Source organism: Flavobacterium fryxellicola, from assembly GCF_900143245.1.
GTDB classification, from domain to species: domain Bacteria; phylum Bacteroidota; class Bacteroidia; order Flavobacteriales; family Flavobacteriaceae; genus Flavobacterium; species Flavobacterium fryxellicola.
Window position 1 is genome coordinate 194,871 of the sequence record NZ_FRDK01000001.1, and the last position, 26,623, is coordinate 221,493.

Consider the following 26,623-nt stretch of genomic DNA (forward strand, 5'->3'; position numbering starts at 1 on the left):
ATGATTACAGTTGTTTTATTTATGATCCTTGCGATTTATTCCATTTCAATTGGAATTTTAATTTATGGCTTTACCAAAGTAAATACAATTAATTATACTGGCTTAAAGCCAAAAACAAAATTCTCGATTATTGTACCGTTTCGGAATGAAGCCGAAAATTTGCCTATTTTGTTGAACAGTATATCCCAATTAGATTATCCAACAGAAATGTTTAAAGTGATTTTAGTCGATGATGAATCTGAGGAAGAGTACCAAGTTCAGGACACGAAATACGAAGTTTGTATTGTAAAAAACATCCGGATTTCAAATTCTCCAAAAAAAGATGCAATAGTAACCGCCATGCAAATCGTAAATACTCCCTGGATTGTCACCACTGATGCAGATTGTACGGTTACTAAAAATTGGTTGTTGACCTTGGACAATTACATTCAGCTTCATGACACAAGCATGATTGCTGGGGCCGTTACCTATAATTGTACTAATTCGTTCTTACATCATTTTCAGCAATTGGATTTAACGAGTTTACAGGGTGCAACCATTGGCAGTTTTGGTATCAAGAAAGGTTTTATGTGCAATGGCGCTAATTTTGCCTATACCAAATCTTTTTTTCAAAAACTAAATGGATTTCAAGGAAATGATTCAATCGCTAGTGGAGATGATGTGTTCCTGCTGCAAAAAGCGATAGCACAATTTCCCGAAAAAGTGCATTATTTGAAGTCGGAAAACACCATTGTACACACAAAACCGCTGGATAACTGGGACTCTTTATTTGATCAAAGAGTGCGTTGGGCTTCAAAAACAAGTTCGTATCAAAGTAGTTTTGGTAAGGCTTTAGGATTAATTGTTTTTGGAGGGAATTCGGTTATTGTTGTGGGTTGTGGGTTGTGGGTTGTGGGTTGTGTTCCATATAAAAACTTGCTTTTTCTTTTTTTGGTAAAATTCAGTATCGACACTATTTTGCTGTACAAATCGAATCAATTTTTGACAACAAACAAAATGCGTTTCTTAGTACTGAGCAGTTTACTGTATCCGTTTTTCAGTACTGCCGTGGCTTTGTATTCGTTATTTGGAAAATACGAATGGAAAGGGAGAAAATTTTAGATCGCAGATTTTTGATTTCAGATGTACTGACAACTACACTGATAGTTTTCACTAAACCCTAGCCCAGATGGAAACGGCATCCTTTTTCTTTTTTTCTTTAAAAAAGGAAAAGATACAGTGAACAGCTGGAAATAGCTCCAAAAAACTACTACTCTACTTTAAGAATCACCGGAAGAATAAATTGGGTTTTTACTGGAATTCCACGTTTGATGGCTGGATTAACTTTTGGAAAATCGACTAAACGCACTTTTAAGATACTGTCAATTTTGATTCTGTCATAAGCAACCGAATCCTTTGGAAACTGAGGCTCAAATTGCATGGTGGCGTTAGGAAAAATAGTGACTTTTACTTCAATCGTATCCAATTCCGGATAGAGAACCGAAAGAGTGTCAACGCTTAATTTTTCTTGAATTAGTTGCGTTAGAACCTCAAAAAAGCATTGCTGACGTTGCGCTTTATTGTCTATTTTTTCGCAATCTACAACGGATGGGTATTCATCAACTTCTTTCCAGTTGATGGATTTCAGTTCCTTTTGCAACAATTCCTTTTCCGAGGGAATTTGCTTGTCAAAGTACTGACAGGAATTGAAAAGTAAAAATACTAAAAAAAGGTAATATTGCTTCAAGGTTAAGTTTTTGAATTGGACTAATAGTGCATAAAAATACAATTATTTTTTTTGAGATGCTTTAGAAAGCAAATAATCTTCGTAAGATTCAGCGAACCATTTCTTTTTATTTTTATCAGCGATTTCCATTTGATCTGGATATAAAGCTGCAAGTCGATCTGAAAAAATTGCAATTTGAATGGTATATTTATAGAACTCCTGCTTTGTCAAAACTAAATTAGAATTGGATTTTTTGTCAAAAAATTCAAAAAAAAGTGCATCAAACTCTTTCAATGAAAAATTTAATACTTTTACTCTATTTTCATTGTAAATGGTCTCTTTTAAAAGCACGTCATTGCTATATACAATTTTTTCCTGGGCATTCACGGTCAAATAAGAAAAAGTAAAAAAGAAAATGATCAAAACTAAAGAACTAAATTTTATCCGTTTCATAAGCTAGTTACGTGTTGCTTTTATGTTTTCAAAATTACTAAAAATAAATTTATGGATATCTTACTTTTAATTCTAGGTTTCGCGTGCATTATAATGGGCTTATTAGGTAGTTTTTTACCGGTTTTGCCCGGGCCAAGCATGAGCTGGATTGGTTTAGCACTACTCTATTTTACAAATGCTGTTCCTGCTAATTATTGGATTCTTGGGATTACTTTAGTGATTACTATAATTGTATCTGTTTTAGATTACGTGATTCCGGCTAAAGGCACTAAAAAATTTGGAGGCAGTTCTTACGGTATTTGGGGGACAAACATTGGCTTAGTTATTGGGATTATTGCTCCCGTTCCTTTTGGCTTCCTTATAGGTCCGTTTGTGGGTGCTTTGATCGGAGAACTTATTTTTGATTACAAAGACCACAACAGAGCGTTGAAAGCCGCTACAGGTTCCTTTGTTGGGTTTCTAGCTTCTACTTTTATGAAGTTTTTGATTTGCGTACTGTTTCTGGGATTATATGGATCGATTGTTTGGCACTATAAATCTGAATTATTTTAACAGCTTCTAAAAAGGTTTGTATTCCTATTTATAAGGCGACAAAAATTTTCCTTAAATATTTTATTGCGAGTCTACTTCTGATAAAAACAAATTGAAGGTTACTATTTTAACCTTCCAAAATATTATTTTATCAAAAAAATAGCAGGCGAAATCACCAATTACGATGGAATGATTTCCTTTTTAGAAAGCAAGATTGAATTTAATGCTAATTTAGATGAATATTAAATTGTCTTTAACAACTAAAATAACGAAGTTTATATTTGAACTTTGACCAATGTAACGTGCTATTCTATGCTTTTTTAAATTTCAACAATAAAAAAAGATTTAATTTATCTGTAAAATGATACTTTTAACAAGCTAAGATAAAAATTTTTTTATCCAAAAAATTTAAACTATCGTACGATACGATTTTAAATATTCAAAAACATCAATTAAATTTATAAAAAAATACGGACGATATTATGCATCAACTTCACAATTGCCCAATTTGCAACTCGCAGACTATCAATTCTTATATTCAAACAACAGCTCAAATGCATTCAAGCAAAGAATTGTTTAATTTTGATCAGTGTGCCGAATGTCAACTGGTTTTCTTAAACCCAAGAGTTGAATTAGACGAATTAAAAAACTACTACACTTCTCATTACCTGCCTTACAGAGGTTCTGAAGCGTGGGGAAAATTTGAGAAATTAGTTGAAGGAAGCCAGCAAAAGTTAGATTTAAAACGAGTGCAGCGGGTAAGAGATACTCATTTAATTTCGTCAGAGTCGTTAATTTTAGATGTTGGTTGTGGTAAACCATCTTTTTTGAAAGCTTGTCAGCAAAAGTTACATTGCCAAGCAATGGGGATTGACTTTAGTAACGAAGGATGGAAAGAGCAAGAGGCCAGTTTTGAAGGATTAGATTTGCGAGTAGCAGAAATTAAAGAGTTATCAAGTAATTTGCAACCCGATGTTATCACGATGTGGCATTATCTGGAGCACGACTACACTCCATTAGAAAATCTTACCTATTTAAAATCTATTGCGAAACCATCAACAACACTTGTTATTGAAGTTCCCAATTTTGATTCTACCAGTAGAAAAAAATACAACGAAAATTGGGCCGGCTGGCACACACCGCGTCATATTTCATTATTTTCTCCTAACAACATAGAAATGTTACTTAATAAAAGCGGATGGAAAGTCACCAAACTATTAACTCATGGCACCATGGATCCTTACCTACTCTATTGGATGAGCGAAATGGAAAAAAAGGGAATACAATGGGATAAAAACATGGAAGACGAATTTTGGAATTTTATGGTTGGAATGGTACAGTTCATGCCCAAAAAATGGATGGAAAAGAAATCATCTCTCGGCATCATGACCGTAATTGCAACGCCAAATTAACGAATTTTATAAACTTAACAGATCTTTACCTTCCCAAGTTCCGGATGATTTATAGGGTTGAAACCTAGAAAAAAGTTCTTCTGAATACCATTCATATTTGCGTGTTTTCTTAATGGCTTCTTTATGTTGCTTGCTTTTATATGCAAATTGTTTTACCGAGTCAAAATCCTTCCACAAACTGAAAGTCGCCATTTGAATAATGGGAACCTCGCCAACACCTTTAGTGTAGATCAAGCCTTCATTTCCGTTTAAACCCTCTTCAGAAGTGGGAACGTATTTCCAAAACTTTATAAGCCAGTTCCATTTTATGGTTGCTCGAGTAATAATTGCAATCGGTGAATTTTGTTCTAGTTCCGCACCTGTTTCAAAAGGATTTTTGCCAACCCAAGTCCCAACTGCTGAAATATTTTTCATGTAAAGTGTATATATTTCCGCTGTATGTTTCTCATACTGTTTCATCAAATCAGAAGATGAAAAAAAGGTTTGGGCTGCTTCTTCTGATTCCCAAACTTGTAGTAAACAATATACAGACCAATCAGGCATAGGGTTGAAACCTCTTTCTTTTCCACTGCCCATCAATCTGTAAAAAGTCAAACCCTTTACTTTTTTTAAATCTTTATTAGCGAATTGCATCATGCCAAAGCCCCAAGCTTTATCGCTAAATGAAGCATATCTAAAAAAGGTAATTGTACTAATTTGTTTGCTCATGATCAAATAGGTTCTAATTAATTATAGTTGGAAGTTAGGGATATATGGTGCCACTAATTTTTGAATCGACACGTAGATTTAAGTGATTAAAAAATATAATGCAACAAAAAAAACAAATTGTGCAAGGAGAATGACAAAACTAATTTTAGGATTTATTTTAGGACGAAAAAAGTAAATCAACCCATGAATAAAACTACTGGTTGCAAACCACATCACGTAGTTTTGAAATGGAACTATACTGTTTTCCCAACCCCAAAAGCCCAATTTCATAGCAACCGGTTCAATAAAAAAGTCCAAGGCAGTCATTATCATAGAAGGGAAAATGACTAATAAAAGTGGCCTTTTAGTAAAATACTGAACGACACCATGAGAACTTAATGATAAAAATAGCCAATTGACACCAATCACTAACGGTGTTTCAAAAACTTTAATTCCAAATAAATTACCATACGAATAGCTTCCAAATAGCACACCTGTGGCCACTCCAACTGCCTCAACTGTATATCCTATCAAAAAAATTAGCAACGATAACATTAAAAACTTTTTACTAAAATCATTATTTACTTTGTAAAAAACAAATAGCGTTAGCACTAAATTAAGAGGTGTAAGTGGCAAAAAGAAATTTTTATATTCATGCAGCGCTATTCCGAGTGTTCCAAAAAAATAGAACAACAGCAAAATCCCAATCCAACGATTTTCTATTGATATGTTTTTTATCATTTTACGAGTTTATCAATAATTTTTGCAGATAATAAAGCCAAAGGAATCCCACCACCTGGATGCACACTACCACCACAAAAAAACAGATTCTTGTACTGGGAAGAAAAATTCTTGTGGCGAAAAAAAGCTGCAAACCTATTGTTGCTTGACGTTCCGTATAGAGATCCTTTATACGAATACGTTTTATCTTGTATGAGTTGTGGGGTTAATTGTTGCTCAAATTGGATTAGATCCTCTATACTTTCACCCAAATTTCTTGAAATTTTGCTTAAAATATTTTTTCTAGCTTCGGCAATTAAACTATCCCAATCTTGACCGTAAACGGATGGGACATTAATCATTACAAACCAGTTTTCTTTTCCTTTGGGAGCATCTCCTTCATTTTTTTTACTGGTAATGTTGATATAGATGGTTGGATCCTCGTAGATTGTTTTGGTTTCAAAAATATGATCAAATTCCGCTTTATAATCCTCAGTGAACATAATGTTATGCACATCCAATTGCGAAAATTCTTTATTGACTCCCCAATAAAAAATAAGCGCAGAACTCGATCTTTCTTGTTTATCTACCTCTTTTAATTTTTTTGCAGAAGGAATTAATTTTTCATAAACGGTATGAATGTCAGCATTACATACGATAAGATCAGCAGCGTAATTACAAGATGCTGTAGTAACGCTTTTTGCCAAATTATTTTCAGTTCCAATCGCAATAACTTCTTGATTAAAATGAAATTCAACACCAATTTCTTTGGCTAGTTTCACCAAACTATTAGTGATCTCGTGCATACCGCCTCGAGGTAAGTAAGCACCAAGACCAAACTCTAGATGTGGAATTATATTCAATATTCCTGGCGCTTTATACGGATTAGATCCATTATAGGTGGCATATCTGTTAAACAACCGAATCGTTTTTGAATCGGTAAAGGTATTTTCATTGACCTGATTCATTGAATTAAAAATATTCAAAAACGGCATTTTGAATACTGCGACCAAAGTCGAAAAAGAAAGGAACGAATTTATTTTATGCAGTGATTTATTAAGAAATTGATCTTTAGTAGCGCCATAAATGAAGGCACTTTTATTTAAATGCTTTTTCACTTTTTCGGCAGAATCAGTTGTTTTCCGTTCGATTTCTGCTGCAAAAGCTTCGATATCTGAACTTGCTATGATCTGTGTTCCATCCTCATAAAAATAATTACATAACACATCGAGTTGATCAAAATTGAAATAATCAGAAGACTTTTTTCCAGAAAGATCAAAAAGTTCGGTAACTAAATTAGGCATTGTAAAAAGAGACGGTCCAGCATCAAACCTAAAACCATTCCCACTAATTTGGGTTAGTTTTCCACCAGGATAGGAGTTTTTTTCAAGAACTTGAACAGCGTAACCCTTGTTTTGCAATCGAATTGCCGCGGCAAGTCCCGCAATTCCAGAACCAACAATAATTGCCTGCTTCATAAAGGTTTTACTATTAAAAAAATGTCGTTGCAAAAGATAGCTTTAACGATTAGTTTTCGAAACTACGAACTGTGGTGCTGTTGAAAATATTTGTGATTTAAAAGATAAGCTAAGAAAATTTGTTGAACAATATTTTATAAACTTCTCGTTTTAAACATTTACTTTTTTAAGTTCCTGTCTTAAAAACTTCCATGGAACAATCAACATTCCAAAACACTCGCCTTCCTCTTTTCCCCTATGTTTGTGATGCACTTTGTGCGCTCTACGAATCGCTTTTAAATAAACATTTTCAGTATTTCTAAACCATTTAAATCTTTGATGAATAAAGACTTCGTGAACTAAAAAATAAGCTAGTCCATAAGCTAATATGCCAAAACCAATATACATCACTGTCCAGTACCCATACATTGAACCTAACATAATGCACAGCCAAGATGGAATCGCATAAATTAGAAAAAAAGCATCATTTTTTTCAAAAAAGACTTCCTTATTGGGGGTATGATGATCAAAATGTAAATTCCATAAAAAACCATGCATTACATATTTATGTGTAAGCCAAGCCATAAATTCCATTCCCCAAAAAGTTAAAAAAATAATTATAAAACCCATACCTATTAATTTTAAAATCAAACAAAGATTAAATGTATTTTTTAGATTGAACAATCAATAAAACAGGAACTGTTGTTATGATTGTCGTTTTTTTATAATAAAGCTGTAAGTATAAAAATGGATTGTAAAGGTAAGAATTTAAAAAGATAATCTTTACTTATTTAATCTAGTATATTTGGATGAAAGCTAAAAGTTTTGGGGAAATATTAAAATGTTAATTTTTGCATTTTAGATTGATATACAAATGCAAAAGTTTTGTTCTTGATCCGTTTTTGTTATCATTCCCGTTTATTAAAGTTATCAAAATCAAAAAAGCCTTTCGGTTACGAAAGACTTCTTTTCTTACTAGCGGTCTGGACGGGACTCGAACCCGCGACCCCATGCGTGACAGGCATGTATTCTAACCAACTGAACTACCAAACCAGTATTTTTTTAACCTGTAACTACCTAACTCTCTATCCTAAAGACTCTTCGAAACCGTCTCGTCCTAAAAGCGAGAAGACAGGCATGTATTCTAACCAACATCCTTTATTTTAAATCAAAAAAGCTATTCGCCGAGGCGAAAAGCTTTTCATTGGTCTAACTACTAAACCCGCTACGAGTTACAAATTCGTAGCAAACAACACAACTAACGTTAAAAACCTTAAGGGGCAAAAAAGCCTTTCTGTTACGAAAGGCTTTCCCCAATATTGCGGTCTGGACGGGACTCGAACCCGCGACCCCATGCGTGACAGGCATGTATTCTAACCAACTGAACTACCAAACCTCTGCGTTATTGCGGTGGCAAAGATACAATAGATTTCCGTTTGCACAAGCATTTTTTGAAAAAATATTTGACAAATCTTCGACGTATTATCCAAAGTTTTGTTTTTCAACCAAGTATGTCATTAATATTTTTTCAAAACTTTCATCCACACTCACCGGAATGTACTTTATTCTGTTTTGAGAACAAGTTAGGGCCACCTTTTTAAAGTAACTTTCTATCTGTTTTTCATATTCTTCTTTTACATTATCGGCAAAAACAGCCACTATTTCTCCCGTTTCTACATCAACAAACTTCTTTGGAGCGTTGTCAAAGTCAAAGTTCAACTCCGTTTTCTTGTCGACTACATGAAATAGAACTACTTTATGTTTGTTGTGTTTCAAATGTTGCAACGCTCGAAACAGCGCTTCCTCTCCCGATGCTTCGGGACCGGACTGAAACATATCCGTAAATAAGATAATCATAGAGCGCCGATGAATTTTTTCTGCTATTTGATGCAAAAATGTAATCGTATCGGTACTTTTTTTGACCACAGGTTTTACTAGCAGGCCTTCAAGTGCATTTAAAATCATTCGATGGTGGCGATCACTGCCTTTTTCAGGCGCGTAGTACTCGTATGTATCCGAAAACACACTCATGCCTATAGCGTCACGTTGTTTCTTCAGCAAGGTCATTAAAACTGCTGAAGCCAAGACCGAAAACCCTATCTTATTCTCAAAAAACTGCTGACTTTTCTTTAATACCGGATAGTGCATTGATGACGAATTATCGATAATAATATGACAGCGCAAATTAGTTTCTTCGTCAAATCGTTTGGTATACAAACGATCCGTTTTGGCAAACAACTTCCAATCAATGTGTTTGGTGCTTTCGCCAACATTGTACACTTTATGTTCAGCAAATTCTGCTGAAAACCCATGAAAAGGACTTTTGTGCATTCCTGAAATAAAACCTTCCACAACCTGATTGGCCAATAACTCCAGATGCTGGAAACTAGAAATTTTCTCTATTTGCGATTCGATCTTCATCTACCAAATATATTAAAAGAAAGCACGATTCAAAAATTAAAAGATTGAAAAGGAGTTAGCACTCCAATAAGCTTGCTAAGTTTTAAAAAGACGACACAGCAACCCAAAACGAACCAAGACCTCACCAAAATGAAATGAATCAGTTTTAAAAGCAAAAAAAAGGTTTGACTTTCTCCAAACCTTCTCTCTGAACCCAAAAGGATTCTATATAAATCATAATCTTCCGATTACAACAACGCGTCTAAGCTATCTGCATAAGTTTGCTTTGGAGCTACTCCTACTTGTTTCCCTACAACTTCTCCATTATGAAAAACCAATACTGTCGGAATGTTTCTCACTCCGTACTTAGCTGCAAATTCTTGATTTGCATCAACATCTACTTTTCCTATAACCACTTTTCCTTCGTATTCATTGCTTAATTCGTCAATGATTGGACCTACCATTCTACAGGGTCCACACCAAGCTGCCCAAAAATCTACCATTACCGGTTTGTCTGATTTCAAAACTACTTCTTCAAAAGTAGCATCTGTTATTGCTAATGCCATAATATTTAATTTAAAGTTTATCGTTTGATTATTTTAAAGTTTCAAACTAGAATACAAATTTAGAAATTAAAAACAAATCAAACACTATTCACAAATTAGTTTTGACTATAAATATATTGTCAATTTCTATTTGTATTATTTAACAAATTATGCCTTTTGTTTTCAAAAGCGATCTTACCTGCCGATAAATAGGTTTCTTCTCCCTAAAAAATCGACAAGTGCTACTCCCGCTAAAAAGTGGATGAATTTCAATCCCAGTAGGCGAAGGCCATTTACCACCACAAGAAACTCAATTCAAAAAACAAAGTGCTTTTATATAAAATGAAAAAAGCTGCCTCTTCAGGCAGCTTTTCACTGTATACTTCAAAAATATTTTATTACAGACTGTATTTCATTCCAAGCGTAAATCCTAATCCACTAATTCCAACATAAGAACTCAACTCATCTGTTGGCTTTGTACTGTCAATCGTATTAAACTGTGAATTATTCGAATTACTATCCAAACGATCAGAATAATTAGAATGAATCTGTGCCGTGGTACGCGTATTCAATCGATCTGTTCCGTTAATAGTAAACTCAGTGGTTTCTTTATCTTTTCCATGAACCGTAAAGTTACGGTATTCTAATTCTGCAAATGCGGAAAGGTTTTTAGCCAATTTATAAGAAGTTCCTAATGCGGCTTGAAAACCTACAGTAGGATTTGGTTTGATAACATCTTTGCTAAACACATTTACGCCGGGTGCAACAACTGCATTTGTTTTAATGGTCAAATCACCATGCACAGGAACAATTACCCCAACTTTTGAATAAGTCTCGAATCCTTTCACCTCACCTAAAAATAACACAATAGCCGGAGCCAAATCAAAAGCTCTAATCTGACCCACAGATCTCAAGGTTACTGCCCCGTCATCTACTCTTTTTACCATGGTCTTGTCATTACTATTGTAATAATTGATTCCCATTTCTACACCCAAACGATCTGTAAAGCGATATCCCACTCCAGCTCCAGTTCTAAAACCTTCACCAAAAGAACCAGTAATACTTTCTTCTGAAATTAAATTTCCACCCACAAAAACCTTGCTTAATGCTGCTTGCCCGCCTACAGTAGGAAATTCAGTCGCAGCAGTCTGCATAAAATAAGATCCGCCCACTTTAAGATACCAACTTTCTTTTTTTTCGGTTTGCCCTATCATCGTCATGGAACAAATCATAAATCCTAGTAAAAATAACTGTTTTTTCATAATTTCGTTTATTATCATTTATACAAAAATAACTCATTTTGGCTTAAAATTTAACAACAAACGCCGTCAATAATATGTTAAAAATGATTAAAGTTTAATAGTCAAGCTGTTGCAAACGTTTAGAAATAAAAATAAAACTACCCACGTGAAGCATAAATAGTGATTGAATTGCCAGAATAACGCTCTAAAAAAAATCTCTAAAATCATTAAATTTGACATCCTTTAATTTTTTATCCTTTTTAAAATGATGACTTAATTTAATTTAAAGTTAATCTGCATTTTCTCTAACTCTACCAATAACTCATTTGAGATTTTAATTTTCAATTTCCTACTCGGCATGGTGAGCTTTGTTATTACTTTTATTTCTTCAACTTCATCTACTTTTGTTACCGTAGTTGCTTCCGTAGCCTCAAGACCTTCCATTTCAGCATCATCATTTTCTTCCGTAAAAGTTTCCTCATCACTATCGGCCACTATTGGCGTATTTTCGATAATTCGTTTGATTTTCTGTAGCTCCATGATTTCAAAAGAAACCGTGTTATCCCCTTTGTTTTCTTGAAAAAGATGACTCAATCTATGAATAAAATCAGCCTCTAAATCAGCAATATTCAAAAGCAAGATTAATTTCCTAGCAAAAATACCCAATACATCCTGTAATTGTTTGGCATCAGTAAACTGCATTCTTGGTTCTGATTTTTTTCCGGTTTCTCTATTTACCCATCCATCTTTAATCAGTATTTTAAAAAAAACAAAATTATTAGGTAGCAAGTAGCGATGAAAATTCAAGTATTCTTCATTGAATATTTTAAATTCAAAACTTTCATCATAACCTTCTAAGTTAAAAATTGCCCATTCCTTACCGTTTTTGGCTGTCCGTCTTTGCACATTAGAAACTATCCCTCCAAATGCAAGGGTTTTACCCACGTAAAGCTCCATATTTTTCAGCATTTCCAATTTTGAATTACAAAAATATTTCATTTCAAATTTAAAATCATCTAACGGATGTCCCGAAATATAAATACCGACAACCTCCTTCTCTTTGGCGAGTTTTTCCATTGTGCTCCAATCCTCACAAGGTGGCACAATAGGTTCCGCAATTTGTACTTCGCTCGCATCCCCAAATAAACTCACTTGCGACGAATTTTCATTCTCTTGATACTTTGAACCATACCGTATTGCTTTTTCATAAAACGTAATTCCATCCCCATCATCATGAAAATATTGCGCTCTCGTAGTTCCTAAAAACGAATCAAAACCTCCCGCCAAAGCTAAATTTTCAATCGCTTTCTTATTGGCCGCACGCAAATCAATTCGTTTGGCCAAATCAAAAATCGATTTGTATTTTCCGTCTTTTCTATTCTCTACAATCGTTGCCACGGCTCCGGAACCAACTCCTTTAATCGCTCCCATACCAAAACGAACGGCATAATCATCATTTACGGTAAACTTGTAAAAGGACTCATTGACATCTGGACCTAAAACTTGCAGTCCCATACGTTTACATTCCTCCATAAAGAAAGAAACTTGTTTAATATCACTCATATTATTAGACAAAACCGCCGCCATATATTCTGCTGGATAATTGGCTTTCAAAAAAGCGGTTTGGTAGGCAATCCAAGCATAACAAGTAGAGTGTGACTTGTTAAAAGCATATTCTGCAAAAGCTTCCCAGTCCTTCCAAATTTTTTCCAGTTTATCTTCGGCATGCCCTTTGGCGGCAGCTTGACTGATAAATTTAGGTTTCATTTTATCCAAAACATCTTTTTGCTTTTTTCCCATCGCTTTACGCAAAACATCGGCGTCCCCTTTGGAGAAATCTGCTAGTTTCTGGGACAGAAGCATAACTTGTTCTTGGTAAACGGTTATTCCGTAGGTATCTTTCAGCAATTCTTCACAAGCATCCAAGTCATAAATAATCTCCTCTTCCCCATTTTTTCGCTTGACGAAACTAGGAATATAAGCAATTGGACCTGGACGATACAATGCATTCATGGCAATCAAATCAGGGAAAACCGTCGGCTTCAATTCCTTCATATATTTCTGCATTCCAGCAGATTCATATTGAAAAATACCTACCGTTTCTCCACGCTGAAACAGCTCGTATGTCTTCAAATCATCAATAGGAAATGTATCTGGATCCAGATCAATACCCGTTCTGTATTTTACTAATTTAACCGTATCCTTGATTAAAGTAAGGGTTTTCAAACCCAAGAAGTCCATCTTTAACAATCCGGCACTTTCTACTACCGAGTTGTCAAATTGAGTCACATATAAATCGGAATCTTTGGCAGTTGCCACAGGTACAAAATCAGTAATATCACTTGGCGTAATAATCACTCCACAAGCGTGAATCCCTGTATTTCTTAAGTTTCCTTCTAAAACTTTAGCTTGCTGAATGGTTTCTCCACCCAAATCATCTTCATTAGCAAGACCTATTAATTCTTTAATTTTATCGTATTCTTCTGGACGAACTGCTTTTTTAATTACATCCTCTTTTTCATTCAAAAATCGAGCTAAATTCCATTTGGACGGCATCATTCCAGGAATTAATTTCGCAATTTTATCCGCTTCAAATAGCGGTAAATCCAGCACACGAGCCGTATCCCGAATAGCTGATTTGGTTGCCATTTTACCATACGTGATAATTTGCGCCACTTGTTTAGAACCGTATTTCCTGATCACATAATCCATGACACTGCTGCGTCCTTCATCATCAAAATCAATATCAATATCGGGTAATGACACCCGATCCGGATTTAAGAACCGTTCAAAAAGCAGGTTGTACATCAACGGATCGATATTGGTAATTTTCAAACAATAGGCCACCACAGAGCCCGCTGCTGAACCCCTTCCTGGTCCTACCGATACGCCCATGCTTCTAGCTTCAGCAATTAGATCTTGTACAATTAGGAAATATCCAGGATAACCCGAATTAGAAATAGTCAATAATTCAAAATCCAGTCGTTCTTGAATTTCTTCCGTAATTTCAGCATAGCGCCTTTTAGCTCCTTCAAAAGTAAGATGCCTTAAATAGGCATTTTCGCCTCGTACTCCGCCGTCTTTTTCATCCTCAGGATTATTAAACTCCACCGGGATTTCAAATTTTGGAAGCAAAACTTCACGAGCCAAATCAAAAATTTCGATCTTATCGACAATCTCTGAAATATTCGAAATCGCTTCTGGTAAATTGTTGAAGAGTTGCTTCATTTCGTCTCCCGACTTGAAATAATACTCTTGGTTGGGTAATCCGTAACGATAGCCTCGGCCGCGACCGATAGGCGTAGTTTGCTTTTCACCATCACGCACACAAAGTAAAATATCGTGTGCATTCGAGTTTTCTTTGTCTATGTAAAAGGTATTATTGGTTGCTATTATCTTAACAGCATGTTTTCTTGCCAATGAAATTAAAGAGGCGTTTACGCGATTTTCATCTTCTTGATTGTGACGCATCACCTCAATATAAAAATCTTCCTGGAACTCATTTTTCCACCAAATTAATGCTTCCTCAGCTTGATTTTCACCAATATTGAGAATCTTATTTGGAATTTCGCCATACAAGTTTCCAGACAAAACAATAATATCTTCTTTGTATTGCTGAATAACCTTCCGGTCGATTCTAGGCACATAATAAAACCCTTCTGTATAAGCAATCGAAGACATTTTAGCCAAATTATGATAGCCTTTTTTGGTCTTCGCCAAAAGTACGATTTGATAGCCATTGTCTTTAACCGACTTATTTTTATGATCTTCGCACACAAAAAATTCACAACCCACAATAGGCTTCATCACAACTTCAGTAGGCTTCTCACCATTTTCAATTGCCACTTTATTTTTGGCTTCAGCCGCCTTATTATGGTATAAAATATCCCGAACAAAATGGAAAGCTCCCATCAAATTGGCATGATCCGTCATGGCTACGGCAGGCATTTTCTGTTGAGCCGCCGCTTTTACCAATGCCGCAATACTAATAGTAGATTGCAAAACTGAAAATTGAGTATGGTTATGCAAATGGACAAAAGGCGTGTCCACCAGTACTTTTTTATTCTCAGAAAGTGCTGCCTTTGAAACCGCTGGATCTTGCTTCTCTCCAAATTGCTGCCGAATTTTATCGGAAGCTTCCTTGAGATTGATATGTTTTAACCCTATGAGTTTTATCTCACTTGGATTCTTATTTTTAAAATCTTGAAAATAGCTAGCAGGAACATCCAGCTCTTCTTTGGTAAAAACATCACGTCGAATTAACTCTAGAAAACAGCGTGTAGTCGCCTCGACATCGGCGGTTGCATTATGGGCTTCACCAAAAGGTTTGTTGAAAAGATAAGAATGCAATTCTGTTAATGTAGGCAATTTAAATTTTCCTCCTCGACCACCTGGCAATTTCAACAACGATGCGGTAACTTCAGTACAAGTATCAAGAATAGGCATCGCACTCATTTGACTTTCTACTCCCATTCGGTAAAATTCACAGCCCATAATATTGGTATCAAAACCTAAATTCTGACCCACAATAAACTTGGCTTTGCCCAAAGCGATATTAAATTTTTCTAAAACTTCTGCTAGCGAAATTCCATCGGCTTGCGCCAATTCTGTCGAAATTCCGTGAATTCGTTCCGCATCATACGGAATATTAAAACCCTCAGGCTTGACCAAATAATCTTGATGCTCGACGAGTTTTCCCATATCATCGTGCAACTGCCACGCGATTTGAATACAACGTGGCCAGTTGTCTGTATCAGAAATGGGAGCGCCCCAACGCTTTGGTAATCCTGTAGTTTCGGTATCGAATATTAAATACATAAATCCTCTCCCCAGCCCTCCCCGAAGGGAAGGGTGCCTAAACCTTTAGATTTAGACCGTGTATTTAACTGGTTTTAAACACTTTAAAATTAGTAGTAATCCTGAAAAATGAACTTCAAATTTAGTTTTTTTTAGAGTAGAATAGCAGCTAAGTTATCAACAAAAACAAATTTATTTTCGCGGACTGTTCTCCTATTAAAACCACAATCACTTTAAACAAATCATATTGATATTCCCTTGTTAAAAAGATAAAAAGAACACATATTCATTTTTGGATGTCGTAGTATTTCATCAAAAAAAAATACTGAAATACGATTAAAAAAAATCCAATTTACTTAGATATTAACGTGTGAAAACAGCTTTAATAAAAGTCAAATAGCGAATTGAAAATTGAAAAAAAGTCGATTTTAATTCTATTTAATTAAATATTCACAATTTTAACGGCTTTTACATAAGAGATACTGACTATTCTATAAATATCAAAAATTTAAAAAACTGATGCTACATTTTATCGAAATAAAAAATTACACTACTAAAAAAGCAGTCTAAAAGACAAAATTTAGTTAAGAAATATCCGAATGAGATTTTGGGTATCGTATATAATGAAATATTAATAAATAGAGACTTGATTGTTTTTTTAGTTTTGCTTCCATAGTTATCATCTTAGCCAACTTGGCTATAAGAAAATACATTAAAATATATCAAAATGAGTACTACATTATTCGACAAAGTATGGGATTCGCACGTGGTGCGTAAAATTGAAGATGGACCAGATGTGTTTTTTATTGACCGTCATTTTATTCATGAAGTCACAAGTCCTGTTGCTTTTTTAGGTTTAAAAGAAAGAGGAATCTCGGTATTATACCCCGAGCGCACTTTTGCTACTGCCGATCACAATACGCCAACTATAAACCAACATTTACCTGTTGAAGACCCATTATCTGCTAACCAACTAAAAGCTTTAGAAGAAAACTCCAAAGAATACGGAATTAGCCACTGGGGATTAGGAAACTTAAAAAATGGAATCGTTCACGTCGTGGGTCCTGAAAACGGAATCACATTGCCAGGCGCAACCATTGTCTGTGGCGATTCACATACTTCGACTCACGGTGCCTTTGGCGCTATTGCTTTCGGAATCGGCACTTCTGAGGTAGAAATGGTACTTTCTACCCAATGCATCATGCAACCCAAACCTAAAAAAATGCGCGTCAACGTCACCGGCAATCTTGGGTTAGGAGTTACGCCTAAAGATGTTGCTCTTTACATCATCTCAAAACTATCCACTTCAGGTGCTACTGGTTATTTTGTAGAATACGCAGGAAAAGTTTTTGAAGACATGACTATGGAAGGTCGCATGACCGTATGTAATTTAAGTATCGAAATGGGAGCACGTGGCGGAATGATTGCTCCAGATCAAACGACATTTGATTACTTAGAAGGCCGTTTATATGCTCCAAAGGGCGATGCTTGGGAAACCGCAGTAGCCTATTGGAAAACCTTAAAAACAGATCCAGATGCAAAATTTGACGAAGAAATCAATTTTAAAGCTTCTGATATTGAACCAATGATTACGTATGGAACTAATCCAGGCATGGGATTGGGAATTTCAAAAAATATTCCAAAAGCTAAAGATGTTGTTGAGGGAGAAGAAACCTACGCCAAATCCTTAGGATACATGGGATTCCAACAAGGAGAAGCCATGATAGGAAAACAAATTGATTACGTTTTCTTAGGCAGTTGCACCAATGGTCGTATTGAAGATTTTAGAGCTTTTGCGTCGATTGTAAAAGGGCGACAAAAAGCAGCTAACGTTACAGCATGGCTTGTCCCAGGATCACATGTTGTAGAAGCACAAATAAAAGAGGAGGGAATTCTTGACATATTAAACGATTCCGGTTTTGTCTTGCGTCAACCTGGATGCTCTGCTTGTCTAGCAATGAACGACGACAAAGTTCCAGCAGGAAAATATGCAGTCAGTACTTCAAACAGGAATTTTGAAGGACGCCAAGGACCTGGTTCAAGAACGTTATTAGCCAGTCCATTTATGGCCGCCGCCGCCGCAGTGACTGGTGCTATAACAGACCCAAGAGAATTACTATAAAAGATTGCTGTATGTAGATTAACGATTTTTGATTTCAATTTTCGAAAATCTACTCCCTTTCAATTTATTTTTTTTTAAATACCTATAAAATAGTGGCGACTGCGATTAATTTTTTTCATCGAAAATCAAAAATCAAAAATCGTTAATCAAAAATCAAAAAACACGATGGCTTACGATAAATTTACTACTCTTACCAGCACCGCAGTTCCTCTTTCTATAGAAAATGTAGACACGGATCAAATTATTCCTGCTCGTTTTCTTAAAGCAACAGAACGTGTTGGCTTTGGCGACAACCTTTTTCGCGATTGGAGATACAATAATGATGATTCTCCAAAAACAGATTTCGTCCTAAACAATCCTATTTATGGTGGTAAAATCCTTGTGGGAGGTAGAAACTTTGGTTCGGGATCCTCCAGAGAACATGCAGCTTGGGCAGTTTATGATTATGGCTTCAGAGCCGTAGTCTCTAGTTTTTTCGCTGATATTTTCAGGAACAATTGTCTAAATATTGGCGTTTTACCAGTACAAATTAGCACTGAATTTGCCAATAAAATTTTTATAGCTATTGAAAAAGATCCTACATCCGAAATAGAAATAAATCTACCCGCACAAACTATTACACTTTTAGCAAGTGGAGAAAAAGAATATTTTGATATTTCTGGATATAAGAAGGATAATATGATCAACGGTTTTGATGATATCGATTATTTACAAAACATCAAAACTGAAGTGGTAGAATTCGCTAATAAACTTCCTTATTAATGCAAATCAAAAATGCAGTTGTTAAGAAAATCTTTTAAATTCATCCCAAACCAGCTGCTTTAATTCTTTTTTTAAACAAAAAACTCCCGATTTTTAACGCATCAAAATCGAAATAGCATCCCATTTATAATGAAAAAAAGAAAAATTGAAATAATGGATACGACGCTTCGCGATGGGGAACAAACCTCAGGAGTATCCTTTTCTGCTGCAGAAAAACTAACCATTGCCCAATTACTACTAGAAGAATTAAATGTTGATCGAATCGAAATTGCCTCTGCACGTGTAAGCGAAGGAGAATTTCAAGGTGTAAAAGGTGTTATGGCTTGGGCCAAAGAAAAAGGATATACATATCGTATTGAAGTTTTAACTTTCGTAGACGGCGGACTTTCTATAGAATGGATGAAAAATACTGGAGCAAAAGTTCAGAATTTATTGACCAAAGGTTCCATGAATCATTTGACGCATCAATTAAAGAAAACACCCGAACAGCATTTTTCCGAAATTGCCCATAGCATTGCACTCGCTCAAGAAAATAATATTGACACCAACGTTTATTTAGAAGATTGGAGTAATGGCATGCGCAATTCCCCTGAATATGTGTATCAATATTTGGATTTTCTCACCAAGCAGCCTGTCAAAAGAATTTTATTACCCGACACTTTAGGCGTTCTTATTCCAGCAGAAACATTTGAATTTATTTCGAAAATTACGGCAAAATATCCGCACATCCATTTTGACTTTCACGCCCACAATGATTATGATTTAAGTATTGCCAATGTTATGGAAGCGGTAAAAGCTGGTATTCAGGGGCTTCATGTTACCGTAAATGGAATGGGAGAACGTGCTGGAAACGCACCTCTTGAAAGCACAGTTGCTGTAATCAATGACTTTTTACCAGAAATAGAAATCAACGTAAAAGAATCCTCGTTATACTCTGTCAGTAAGTTAATTGAAACTTTTACAGGCTACAGAATTCCTGCTAACAAACCTATAGTTGGCGATAACGTCTTTACGCAAACAGCAGGAATTCATGCGGATGGCGATAATAAAAATAACCTGTATTTTAATAATTTACTTCCAGAGCGTTTTGGGAGACAACGAAAATATGCCCTTGGAAAAACATCGGGTAAAGCCAATATTGAGAAAAACCTACAGGAACTGGGATTACAATTGAATCAAGAGGATCTAAAATTAGTTACCCAAAGAATTATCGAATTAGGTGACAAAAAAGAAACGGTCACTAAGGAAGATTTACCCTACATCATATCGGATGTTCTAGACAGCCAGACTTATGAGGAGAAAATAGTAGTGGAATCATATATTTTATCCCATGCAAAAGGAATGCGCCCATCCACCACGCTCTCTTTAAAAATGGACGGAGAAGTTATTGAAGAGCATGCGCAAGGGGACGGACAATTTGATGCTTTTATGAATGCATTGGCAAAAATCTACAAAAGCAAAAATTTAGAATTGCCTAAATTGATCGATTATGCGGTACGAATACCTCCTGGAAGTAGTTCAGATGCTTTATGTGAAACTATAATTACCTGGATCAACAACGGAAAAGAATTCAAAACAAGAGGATTAGATTCAGATCAGACAGTAGCGGCAATTATAGCCACGCAAAAAATGTTGAATATCATCCCCTCCCCAACCATACTCGAAGGGCAGGGAAACGAAACTGAAAAAGAACTGAAGCATTAAAAAGAAAAAAAAACATTTCTCCTGCATCTCAGCTTTCTTTCCTTCGGAAAGGGCTAAGGAGGAGAAAAATTAAACTTTAAAACATGAAATATACAATCGCACTTTTAGCTGGAGACGGAATTGGACCCGAAGTAATCAATGAGGCCGTCAAAGTTTCCGATGCTATTGCAAAAAAATTCAATCACGAAATTATTTGGACACCAGCACTTACAGGTGCTTGTGCCATAGATGCCGTTGGAGTTCCTTATCCAGACGAAACGCATGAAATTTGTATGAAAGCAGACGCAGTATTGTTCGGAGCCGTTGGACATCCTAAATTCGATAATGACCCAAGTGCTCCTGTGCGTCCAGAACAAGGACTATTATTAATGAGAAAAAAATTGGGCTTATTTGCTAATGTGCGTCCAACTTTTACATTTCCTTCGCTCATTGACAATTCCCCCCTAAAAAGGGAACGTATCGAAGGAACAGACTTGGTTTTCCTGAGAGAGTTAACTGGTGGAATTTATTTTGGAGAAAAAGGAAGACTAGATGGAGGCGAAACCGCTTATGACACGTGTACTTATACAAGAGTTGAGGTACAACGCTTAGCCAAAAAAGGGTTTGAATTAGCAATGACCCGAACTAAAAAACTCTGCTGTGTTGACAAAGCAAATGTTTTAGAAACCTCTCGATTATGGCGAGAAACGGTACAAGCTATGGAAAAAGACTATCCTGAAGTAACGGTAAGTTATGAATTTGTAGATGCTGTCGCTATGCGATTAGTACAATGGCCTAATTCGTATGACGTATTAATTACTGAAAACCTATTTGGAGATATTTTAACGGATGAAGCATCCGTGATTTCAGGATCGATGGGACTGATGCCATCTGCATCTGTGGGAGAACATACTTCATTATATGAACCCATTCACGGCTCCTATCCGCAAGCAACTGGATTAAATATTGCCAATCCATTGGCAACAATATTATCAGCAGCAATGATGTTTGAAGATGCTTTTGGTTTAAAGGAAGAAGCAGCAACCATAAGAGCGGCGGTCAATAAATCATTGGAACAAGGAATCATAACTGAAGATTTGGCCACCAAAGATGCTAAAACCTATAAAACTAGCGAAGTTGGTGATTGGTTAGTTGCTAATTTATAAAAATAAAATTTTCTTTCTGCTCCCTCTCCATCGGAGAGGACATACTAGGAATGGGAAACAAAAAAGGTGTCAATTTACATTGACACCTTTTTTTATAGTTGTAGAAAAAAATATTAATATCCTCCTCTGTTTCCACCACCACGGTTTTCTCCACCACGGCTGTTTCCACCACCATAACCACCGCGTGAATCTCCACCACGACTGTTATTGTTAAAACTTCTTCTTTCGCCTTCTGGTTTAGGCTCAGATTTGTTTACTACAATTGCACGTCCTTGAACAGTTGCACCGTTCAATTCATCAATAGCTTTTTGAGCTTCGTCATCATTTGGCATCTCAACAAAACCAAATCCTTTACTTCTTCCAGTAAATTTATCAGTAATAATTTTAACTGAATCAACTGCTCCGTAAGCCTCGAAAGACTCTCTTAAATCTGCTTCCTCAATACTGAATGGAAGGCTTCCAACAAAAATATTCATATGTCCTTATTTAAATAATACAACAAATGTAGTACATTTTTTTTCTAATCTACTATATATTAGCTTATTTATGATTTTATTTTAAATTAAAAATGAAAGTAGTCTGGATACAACAGTAAGCACCCGTGATTGGAAAACCATAAACCCTATATTTTAAGGAACAAGGACACTTACCGGAACCTTATAAAAAACACCTTGATGAAAATTTAATACCGGATCCGATGAGGAATTGTCATCGATATTTTTAGCATTAAATTTAAAAGTTCCTGATATTGTTCTATTTAGATCATCATATTCGGTTAGTATTATTTCACCACTCCCAATACCAATGCCTGTTGTATATTTGATTTCGCTATTTCCTTGATTTATCACGTAAACAGCAGTTTTTGAATTACTTGTGCCCAAAGGGTATTTCTGCGTTGTGGTAGAAGTCATTTTCAAGGACATTACTTCGGTTCCAGTGTAGGCTTCGATTAATAAAGATCCATCGGACGCTAAGGTCGCTTTAGCCTGAACGGCTCTCCAAAACACATTGTTTTTCATACCTTGAAAAGAAGGATTATTAAACCTAACGTCTTCCTCACACGAAACTACTACAAAAAGCACCACAAGAAACGAGATATATTTTTTCATAAAACCTATTTTGAAGTAACAAAAATAGAGTATTAAAGTTTAAAAAATTAAACTACGCAGAAAAAAATAGCCGTCAAAATCATACGCAACACCATACCATCGATTAAAACACGACTTGGATTAGCGATTATCAATAAAAAATGTATCTTTGCACCCTTAATTAATCGAGGTCGAGTACCTCAAAATTTAATCACAAGATTATGTCAGTAAAAATTAGATTACAAAGACACGGTAAAAAAGGAAAACCTTTTTACTGGGTTGTAGCAGCAGATGCACGCTCAAAAAGAGATGGTAAATACTTAGAGAAAATAGGTACTTACAATCCAAACACAAACCCAGCAACTATCGACTTGAACCTTGATAGCGCAGTAAAATGGTTGCACAATGGTGCTCAACCAACTGATACCGCAAAAGCAATTCTTTCTTACAAAGGAGCTTTATTGAAACATCACCTTGATGGTGGTATCCGTAAAGGAGCTTTAACTCAAGAACAAGCTGACGCAAAATTAGCGACTTGGTTAGAAGCAAAAACAGGAACAGTTGATGCTAAAAAAGATGGTTTAACTAAGGCGCAAGCTGATGTTAAAGCTAAAGCTTTCAAAGCAGAACAAGATGTAAATGCAAAACGTTTAGCTGCAGCTGCACAAGCTGAAGCAGATGCGATTGCCGCTGCAAATCCAGCTGTAGAGGAAGAAGTTGAAGCTTCGGCTGAAGAGACTCCTGCTGCAGAAGAAAATAACGAAACTACTGAAGCATAATTTTAAAAGCGAAGATGCGTAAAGAAGATTGTTTCTACTTAGGTAAGATCGCTAAAAAATTTAGTTTCAAAGGGGAAGTTCTTGCCTATTTAGACACGGACGAACCAGAGTTATACGAAAACTTGGAATCAGTGTTTGTTGAATGCAACAAACACTTGGTTCCTTTTTTTATTGAAAGCAGTTCCCTGCATAAAAACGATTTCCTCCGAATTCGTTTTGAAGACATGAATACTGAAGAAGATGCAGATGCTATACTAGGGAACGCAATCTACCTTCCTTTAAAAATGTTACCAAAACTTACTGGTAACAAATTCTATTTCCACGAAGTAATAGGATTTGAAGTTGAAGACACACGCTTAGGAGTTGTTGGAAAAATTCAATCCATAAATGACACTACTGCCCAACCTCTTTTTGAAGTACTTAATGGCGAAGTAGAAATCCTCATTCCTATGATTGACCATTTTCTTATGAAAATTGACAGAGAAAATAAGAAAGTCATCATGGATTTACCAGAAGGATTGATTGAGATGTACTTATAAAAAAAGTGCTCAGTCTAACAAATACGCAATCACCAATCGCTAATCATCTAGAAAAGTGATCCGTATTCAGTTTTTAGTATTCTATTAAAAAATCTGCAATCTGCAATCGTTAATCCTCAATCTAAAATCATTTTGTTCCAATTCAAACAATTTACTATCGAACAGGATCGTTGTGCCATGAAAGTTGGTACTGATGGTGTATTGCTAGGTGCTTGGACGCCAATAACGAACAATCCTTTCGGCATATTAGATATTGGTACAGGAACAGGTATCATAGCCTTAATGTTGGCACAAAGAACCAATGCGGAGCAAATTGACGCGCTAGAAATTGACGGAGAAGCTTATGAACAATCCGTAGATAATTTTGAAAATTCCCCTTGGAGTGACCGCTTATTTTGTTTCCATGCCGGTTTAGATGAGTTTGTAGAAGAACCAGAAGATGAGTATGATTTAATTATTTCTAATCCGCCTTTTTACAGCGAAGATTACAAAACAGAAAACGAACAACGCGATTTAGCCCGTTTTCAAGATGCGATGCCTTTTGAGGATTTAATTGAAGCTGCTGATTTATTATTGTCTGAAAATGGTATTTTTTCAGTAATCATTCCGTTCAAAGAGGAAGATCGATTTTTGGCTATAGCCAAAGAATATGAACTTTATCCAATGAAAATTACACGAGTAAAAGGAACTCCAACTACCGAAATAAAGAGAAGTTTATTGGCCTTTAGCCGAAAAAAAGAAGTTGATTTCTCTGTTGATGAACTCTTTATTGAAACCGCCAGACATGTCTATACTCCAGAATACATTGGCTTGACTAAGGATTTTTATTTGAAGATGTAATTGTCAGCAAACTCAAAAATCAAATTTATTAAAATGAATATGATGCAAAACCAAAAACTATTTGGCTATGATTTTACCAATCAATCCTAAAGACAAAGAGTCTCCTGCACCAACAAAAGTAATTTGACCTTTTTTATCTATCAAAACGATTGTTGGATATGCTTGTATATTAAGCTGTTTTATAAATGTATTACTATCATTTAATTTCATAAACACTTGTTGCCATTTTACATTATTTTTCTTTACATATTCTAATACTTCTTCATTCGAATTATCAACAGCGACACCAAGAATATTTATTTTTTTTTCGTTTGTATCATAAAATTCTCTGATATGTGGATAAAATTTAACACAAGGACCACACCAAGTGCCCCAAAATTCCAAAAGCAAAAAATCCTTATCTTTTAACGCATCTTTAAGAACAAAATTATTATTGTACAAATCTCTAAAAGTATAATTTAAAGGTATCATATTCCCAATTGTAAATCGTTCGACATACCCTTTTTTGACCGGATTTAGAAACAATGAATCCATTTTCAATTGTCTTTTAATTGTGTAATTTGAATTATTTATAGCAATTGTATCATTGAAAGAATACTTAAACTGCTTATTAAAAACAAAATCTTTCGAAAAATTAGTGTTTTTATCTTTAACATAGAATTTACTTTTAGCATAGAAATCAGAAAAATAAAACTCATAACCAGCCGCTTTCCCTACCCAAGCATCTACAAATTTAAGAAAGGATAAGTAGGGAATATCTTTTTTATCGATCTTTTGGGATACTTCATTCTCCTTATCAGGAATTAAAACAAACTTTCGTTCAAATTTTATAATTTTTTTATTTTCAAAATATTCGAATTTATAAATTGAAGGCAAATAATTTTTAATCAAAGCCTGGTCAGCATTTGGTAATATGTTGTATTCATATTTAATTTCGTCACTAAAATCCTTATTCTTGTTGGTATCAGCAATTAGTACTTGCTTATTTTTCTTAAAACCAATAAGCACGATTAGCTCTTGATTAATTTTCTTATGCGATAGTGCAAGTGTGTCTATTTTTAATCTTTTGAAGTAGGCAAGTGCTTTAGTCTTCTCCAGTTTATTATCTTTATACATGTCATACGCATATTGCACATAATCCATTGCTACGAAATGAAATTTTAAGGAATCAAGTTCAGGAATCCCTATAAAATTATCAGTATAGGACAACGGTCTTAAATCCGACTGATATTCGTTTAAATTAAAAGTATCTGGATTACTCGTTAACTTTAATTTTATTTGCTTTGTTTGACTTGCAGCAAGATTTAAGAAAAAACAAAATAACACTAGGGCAATTCTCTGAAGGCTTGTCGTCATGGTTAAAAAGCAACTTTTTAGTTAACAAAATTTTAATTTTAAATCCCCACAAGGTAGAGATAAATAGCAAAATTTGCACTACTCAATTACTCGAAAAATCTATATCTGAATAACATTAAGCTGAAAAACCTCAAGGTCGAACGAATCGTTGAAAAACTGTGATTACAGAAAGTACAGATTTTTTAACTGACGAATTAATAATCGAAACCTCAAGACATATTTACACTCCAGAATATGTAGAAGTGACTCAGGAGTTTTATTTGAATATGTAAAAAAAATCTTTTAAACAAAACCTAAATTCCCTCAGTTTCCCATTTAATTTAAACTTTCGTTGTACTTT

The 26,623-nt window shown here is 35.1% G+C and carries 23 protein-coding genes and 2 tRNA genes; 10 read left to right on the forward strand and 15 right to left on the reverse strand.

The annotated features are described in order from the left end of the window. The first annotated feature begins 3 nt into the window (after window positions 1-3). Window positions 4-1,101, forward strand: coding sequence for a glycosyltransferase family 2 protein (locus BUA03_RS00840; protein ID WP_139255603.1), 1,098 nt, complete (start codon window positions 4-6; stop codon window positions 1,099-1,101). Window positions 1,102-1,249: 148 nt separating this feature from the next. On the opposite strand, the gene BUA03_RS00845 is transcribed toward BUA03_RS00840, so the two are convergent. Together BUA03_RS00845 and BUA03_RS00850 are read right to left on the reverse strand one after the other, a co-directional pair. Further along, window positions 1,250-1,726, reverse strand: coding sequence for a hypothetical protein (locus BUA03_RS00845; RefSeq protein WP_066083198.1), 477 nt, complete (start codon window positions 1,724-1,726; stop codon window positions 1,250-1,252). A gap of 42 nt (window positions 1,727-1,768) precedes the next feature. Next, window positions 1,769-2,158: a hypothetical protein gene (locus tag BUA03_RS00850; protein WP_066083153.1), complete on the reverse strand. Its 390-nt coding sequence runs from the start codon at window positions 2,156-2,158 to the stop codon at window positions 1,769-1,771. Between the two features lie 51 nt (window positions 2,159-2,209). Between BUA03_RS00850 and BUA03_RS00855 the strand changes: the two genes are divergently transcribed. Further along, entirely contained in the window at window positions 2,210-2,710 is a 501-nt protein-coding gene (locus tag BUA03_RS00855; RefSeq protein WP_066083155.1) for a DUF456 domain-containing protein, read from the forward strand. A 533-nt stretch (window positions 2,711-3,243) separates the two neighbouring features. Further along, window positions 3,244-4,101, forward strand: coding sequence for a class I SAM-dependent methyltransferase (locus BUA03_RS00860; protein WP_245792542.1), 858 nt, complete (start codon window positions 3,244-3,246; stop codon window positions 4,099-4,101). A 6-nt stretch (window positions 4,102-4,107) separates the two neighbouring features. Here the strand turns inward: BUA03_RS00860 and BUA03_RS00865 are convergent, their stop codons facing one another. The 10 genes from BUA03_RS00865 to dnaE form a co-directional block, all read right to left on the reverse strand. After that, a complete protein-coding gene (locus BUA03_RS00865) occupies window positions 4,108-4,809 on the reverse strand; it encodes a DUF3291 domain-containing protein (RefSeq protein ID WP_066083159.1) in 702 nt (233 codons plus the stop codon). Between the two features lie 78 nt (window positions 4,810-4,887). Further along, the gene (locus tag BUA03_RS00870) at window positions 4,888-5,529 is read right to left on the reverse strand and encodes a carotenoid biosynthesis protein (protein ID WP_066083161.1); all 642 of its coding nucleotides are present in this window, start codon (window positions 5,527-5,529) and stop codon (window positions 4,888-4,890) included. Beyond that, window positions 5,526-6,986, reverse strand: coding sequence for a 1-hydroxycarotenoid 3,4-desaturase CrtD (crtD, locus tag BUA03_RS00875; RefSeq protein WP_066083163.1), 1,461 nt, complete (start codon window positions 6,984-6,986; stop codon window positions 5,526-5,528). The genes BUA03_RS00870 and crtD overlap by 4 nt, the downstream gene beginning before the upstream one ends. 150 nt (window positions 6,987-7,136) lie before the next feature. Continuing rightward, window positions 7,137-7,595, reverse strand: a complete 459-nt coding sequence (locus BUA03_RS00880) for a sterol desaturase family protein (protein ID WP_066083164.1) — start codon at window positions 7,593-7,595, stop codon at window positions 7,137-7,139. Between the two features lie 349 nt (window positions 7,596-7,944). After that, a tRNA-Asp gene (locus BUA03_RS00885) sits at window positions 7,945-8,018 on the reverse strand. A gap of 269 nt (window positions 8,019-8,287) precedes the next feature. Further along, window positions 8,288-8,361, reverse strand: a tRNA-Asp gene (locus BUA03_RS00890). A gap of 86 nt (window positions 8,362-8,447) precedes the next feature. Continuing rightward, entirely contained in the window at window positions 8,448-9,386 is a 939-nt protein-coding gene (locus BUA03_RS00895; protein WP_066083166.1) for a DUF58 domain-containing protein, read from the reverse strand. Window positions 9,387-9,613: 227 nt separating this feature from the next. Next, window positions 9,614-9,931: a thioredoxin gene (gene trxA / locus BUA03_RS00900; protein WP_066083169.1), complete on the reverse strand. Its 318-nt coding sequence runs from the start codon at window positions 9,929-9,931 to the stop codon at window positions 9,614-9,616. 377 nt (window positions 9,932-10,308) lie between these two features. Beyond that, on the reverse strand, window positions 10,309-11,172 hold the full coding sequence (locus BUA03_RS00905; protein WP_066083172.1) for an outer membrane beta-barrel protein: 864 nt from the start codon (window positions 11,170-11,172) through the stop codon (window positions 10,309-10,311). Window positions 11,173-11,424: 252 nt separating this feature from the next. Then, entirely contained in the window at window positions 11,425-15,969 is a 4,545-nt protein-coding gene (gene dnaE, locus BUA03_RS00910) for a DNA polymerase III subunit alpha (RefSeq protein ID WP_066083174.1), read from the reverse strand. A 706-nt stretch (window positions 15,970-16,675) separates the two neighbouring features. Here dnaE and leuC point away from each other — a divergent pair. From leuC to leuB, 4 genes are all read left to right on the forward strand, one after another. Further along, window positions 16,676-18,070: a 3-isopropylmalate dehydratase large subunit gene (gene leuC, locus BUA03_RS00915; protein ID WP_066083177.1), complete on the forward strand. Its 1,395-nt coding sequence runs from the start codon at window positions 16,676-16,678 to the stop codon at window positions 18,068-18,070. A gap of 165 nt (window positions 18,071-18,235) precedes the next feature. Next, window positions 18,236-18,832, forward strand: a complete 597-nt coding sequence (gene leuD, locus BUA03_RS00920; RefSeq protein WP_066079559.1) for a 3-isopropylmalate dehydratase small subunit — start codon at window positions 18,236-18,238, stop codon at window positions 18,830-18,832. Window positions 18,833-18,961: 129 nt separating this feature from the next. Next, entirely contained in the window at window positions 18,962-20,536 is a 1,575-nt protein-coding gene (locus BUA03_RS00925; protein WP_066079556.1) for an alpha-isopropylmalate synthase regulatory domain-containing protein, read from the forward strand. An 83-nt stretch (window positions 20,537-20,619) separates the two neighbouring features. After that, window positions 20,620-21,681, forward strand: a complete 1,062-nt coding sequence (gene leuB, locus BUA03_RS00930; RefSeq protein WP_066079553.1) for a 3-isopropylmalate dehydrogenase — start codon at window positions 20,620-20,622, stop codon at window positions 21,679-21,681. A gap of 113 nt (window positions 21,682-21,794) precedes the next feature. Here leuB and BUA03_RS00935 read toward each other — a convergent pair whose 3' ends face one another. Next, window positions 21,795-22,157 (reverse strand): RNA recognition motif domain-containing protein, encoded by a 363-nt coding sequence (locus BUA03_RS00935; protein WP_066079550.1) that lies wholly within the window; start codon window positions 22,155-22,157, stop codon window positions 21,795-21,797. Between the two features lie 153 nt (window positions 22,158-22,310). Further along, window positions 22,311-22,790: a DUF6252 domain-containing protein gene (locus BUA03_RS00940; protein ID WP_066079547.1), complete on the reverse strand. Its 480-nt coding sequence runs from the start codon at window positions 22,788-22,790 to the stop codon at window positions 22,311-22,313. 200 nt (window positions 22,791-22,990) lie between these two features. Here BUA03_RS00940 and BUA03_RS00945 point away from each other — a divergent pair, with 200 nt between their 5' ends. The 3 genes from BUA03_RS00945 to BUA03_RS00955 all read left to right on the forward strand — a co-directional run bounded on the left by BUA03_RS00945 (window position 22,991) and on the right by BUA03_RS00955 (window position 24,927). Further along, window positions 22,991-23,548, forward strand: a complete 558-nt coding sequence (locus BUA03_RS00945) for a 30S ribosomal protein S16 (protein ID WP_066079544.1) — start codon at window positions 22,991-22,993, stop codon at window positions 23,546-23,548. A 14-nt stretch (window positions 23,549-23,562) separates the two neighbouring features. Further along, entirely contained in the window at window positions 23,563-24,087 is a 525-nt protein-coding gene (rimM, locus tag BUA03_RS00950) for a ribosome maturation factor RimM (protein ID WP_066079541.1), read from the forward strand. Between the two features lie 132 nt (window positions 24,088-24,219). Further along, window positions 24,220-24,927, forward strand: coding sequence for a tRNA1(Val) (adenine(37)-N6)-methyltransferase (locus tag BUA03_RS00955; protein WP_066079538.1), 708 nt, complete (start codon window positions 24,220-24,222; stop codon window positions 24,925-24,927). Between the two features lie 57 nt (window positions 24,928-24,984). Here the strand turns inward: BUA03_RS00955 and BUA03_RS00960 are convergent, their stop codons facing one another. Next, window positions 24,985-26,283: a TlpA family protein disulfide reductase gene (locus BUA03_RS00960; RefSeq protein ID WP_066079534.1), complete on the reverse strand. Its 1,299-nt coding sequence runs from the start codon at window positions 26,281-26,283 to the stop codon at window positions 24,985-24,987. Window positions 26,284-26,623 lie beyond the last annotated feature (340 nt).

What these genes read in the sequence shown, in the direction of transcription:
- BUA03_RS00960 (WP_066079534.1), bottom strand. Translation starts at nt 26,283, where the DNA reads ATGACGACAAGCCTTCAGAGAATTGCCCTAGTGTTATTTTGTTTTTTC.
- BUA03_RS00870 (WP_066083161.1), bottom strand. Translation starts at nt 5,529, where the DNA reads ATGATAAAAAACATATCAATAGAAAATCGTTGGATTGGGATTTTGCTG.
- BUA03_RS00860 (WP_245792542.1), top strand. Translation starts at nt 3,244, where the DNA reads ATGCATTCAAGCAAAGAATTGTTTAATTTTGATCAGTGTGCCGAATGT.
- BUA03_RS00895 (WP_066083166.1), bottom strand. Translation starts at nt 9,386, where the DNA reads ATGAAGATCGAATCGCAAATAGAGAAAATTTCTAGTTTCCAGCATCTG.
- rimM (WP_066079541.1), top strand. Translation starts at nt 23,563, where the DNA reads ATGCGTAAAGAAGATTGTTTCTACTTAGGTAAGATCGCTAAAAAATTT.
- BUA03_RS00925 (WP_066079556.1), top strand. Translation starts at nt 18,962, where the DNA reads ATGAAAAAAAGAAAAATTGAAATAATGGATACGACGCTTCGCGATGGG.
- leuC (WP_066083177.1), top strand. Translation starts at nt 16,676, where the DNA reads ATGAGTACTACATTATTCGACAAAGTATGGGATTCGCACGTGGTGCGT.
- BUA03_RS00935 (WP_066079550.1), bottom strand. Translation starts at nt 22,157, where the DNA reads ATGAATATTTTTGTTGGAAGCCTTCCATTCAGTATTGAGGAAGCAGAT.
- BUA03_RS00850 (WP_066083153.1), bottom strand. Translation starts at nt 2,158, where the DNA reads ATGAAACGGATAAAATTTAGTTCTTTAGTTTTGATCATTTTCTTTTTT.
- crtD (WP_066083163.1), bottom strand. Translation starts at nt 6,986, where the DNA reads ATGAAGCAGGCAATTATTGTTGGTTCTGGAATTGCGGGACTTGCCGCG.
- BUA03_RS00905 (WP_066083172.1), bottom strand. Translation starts at nt 11,172, where the DNA reads ATGAAAAAACAGTTATTTTTACTAGGATTTATGATTTGTTCCATGACG.
- trxA (WP_066083169.1), bottom strand. Translation starts at nt 9,931, where the DNA reads ATGGCATTAGCAATAACAGATGCTACTTTTGAAGAAGTAGTTTTGAAA.
- BUA03_RS00880 (WP_066083164.1), bottom strand. Translation starts at nt 7,595, where the DNA reads ATGGGTTTTATAATTATTTTTTTAACTTTTTGGGGAATGGAATTTATG.
- dnaE (WP_066083174.1), bottom strand. Translation starts at nt 15,969, where the DNA reads ATGTATTTAATATTCGATACCGAAACTACAGGATTACCAAAGCGTTGG.
- BUA03_RS00940 (WP_066079547.1), bottom strand. Translation starts at nt 22,790, where the DNA reads ATGAAAAAATATATCTCGTTTCTTGTGGTGCTTTTTGTAGTAGTTTCG.
- BUA03_RS00865 (WP_066083159.1), bottom strand. Translation starts at nt 4,809, where the DNA reads ATGAGCAAACAAATTAGTACAATTACCTTTTTTAGATATGCTTCATTT.
- leuB (WP_066079553.1), top strand. Translation starts at nt 20,620, where the DNA reads ATGAAATATACAATCGCACTTTTAGCTGGAGACGGAATTGGACCCGAA.
- BUA03_RS00855 (WP_066083155.1), top strand. Translation starts at nt 2,210, where the DNA reads ATGGATATCTTACTTTTAATTCTAGGTTTCGCGTGCATTATAATGGGC.
- leuD (WP_066079559.1), top strand. Translation starts at nt 18,236, where the DNA reads ATGGCTTACGATAAATTTACTACTCTTACCAGCACCGCAGTTCCTCTT.
- BUA03_RS00945 (WP_066079544.1), top strand. Translation starts at nt 22,991, where the DNA reads ATGTCAGTAAAAATTAGATTACAAAGACACGGTAAAAAAGGAAAACCT.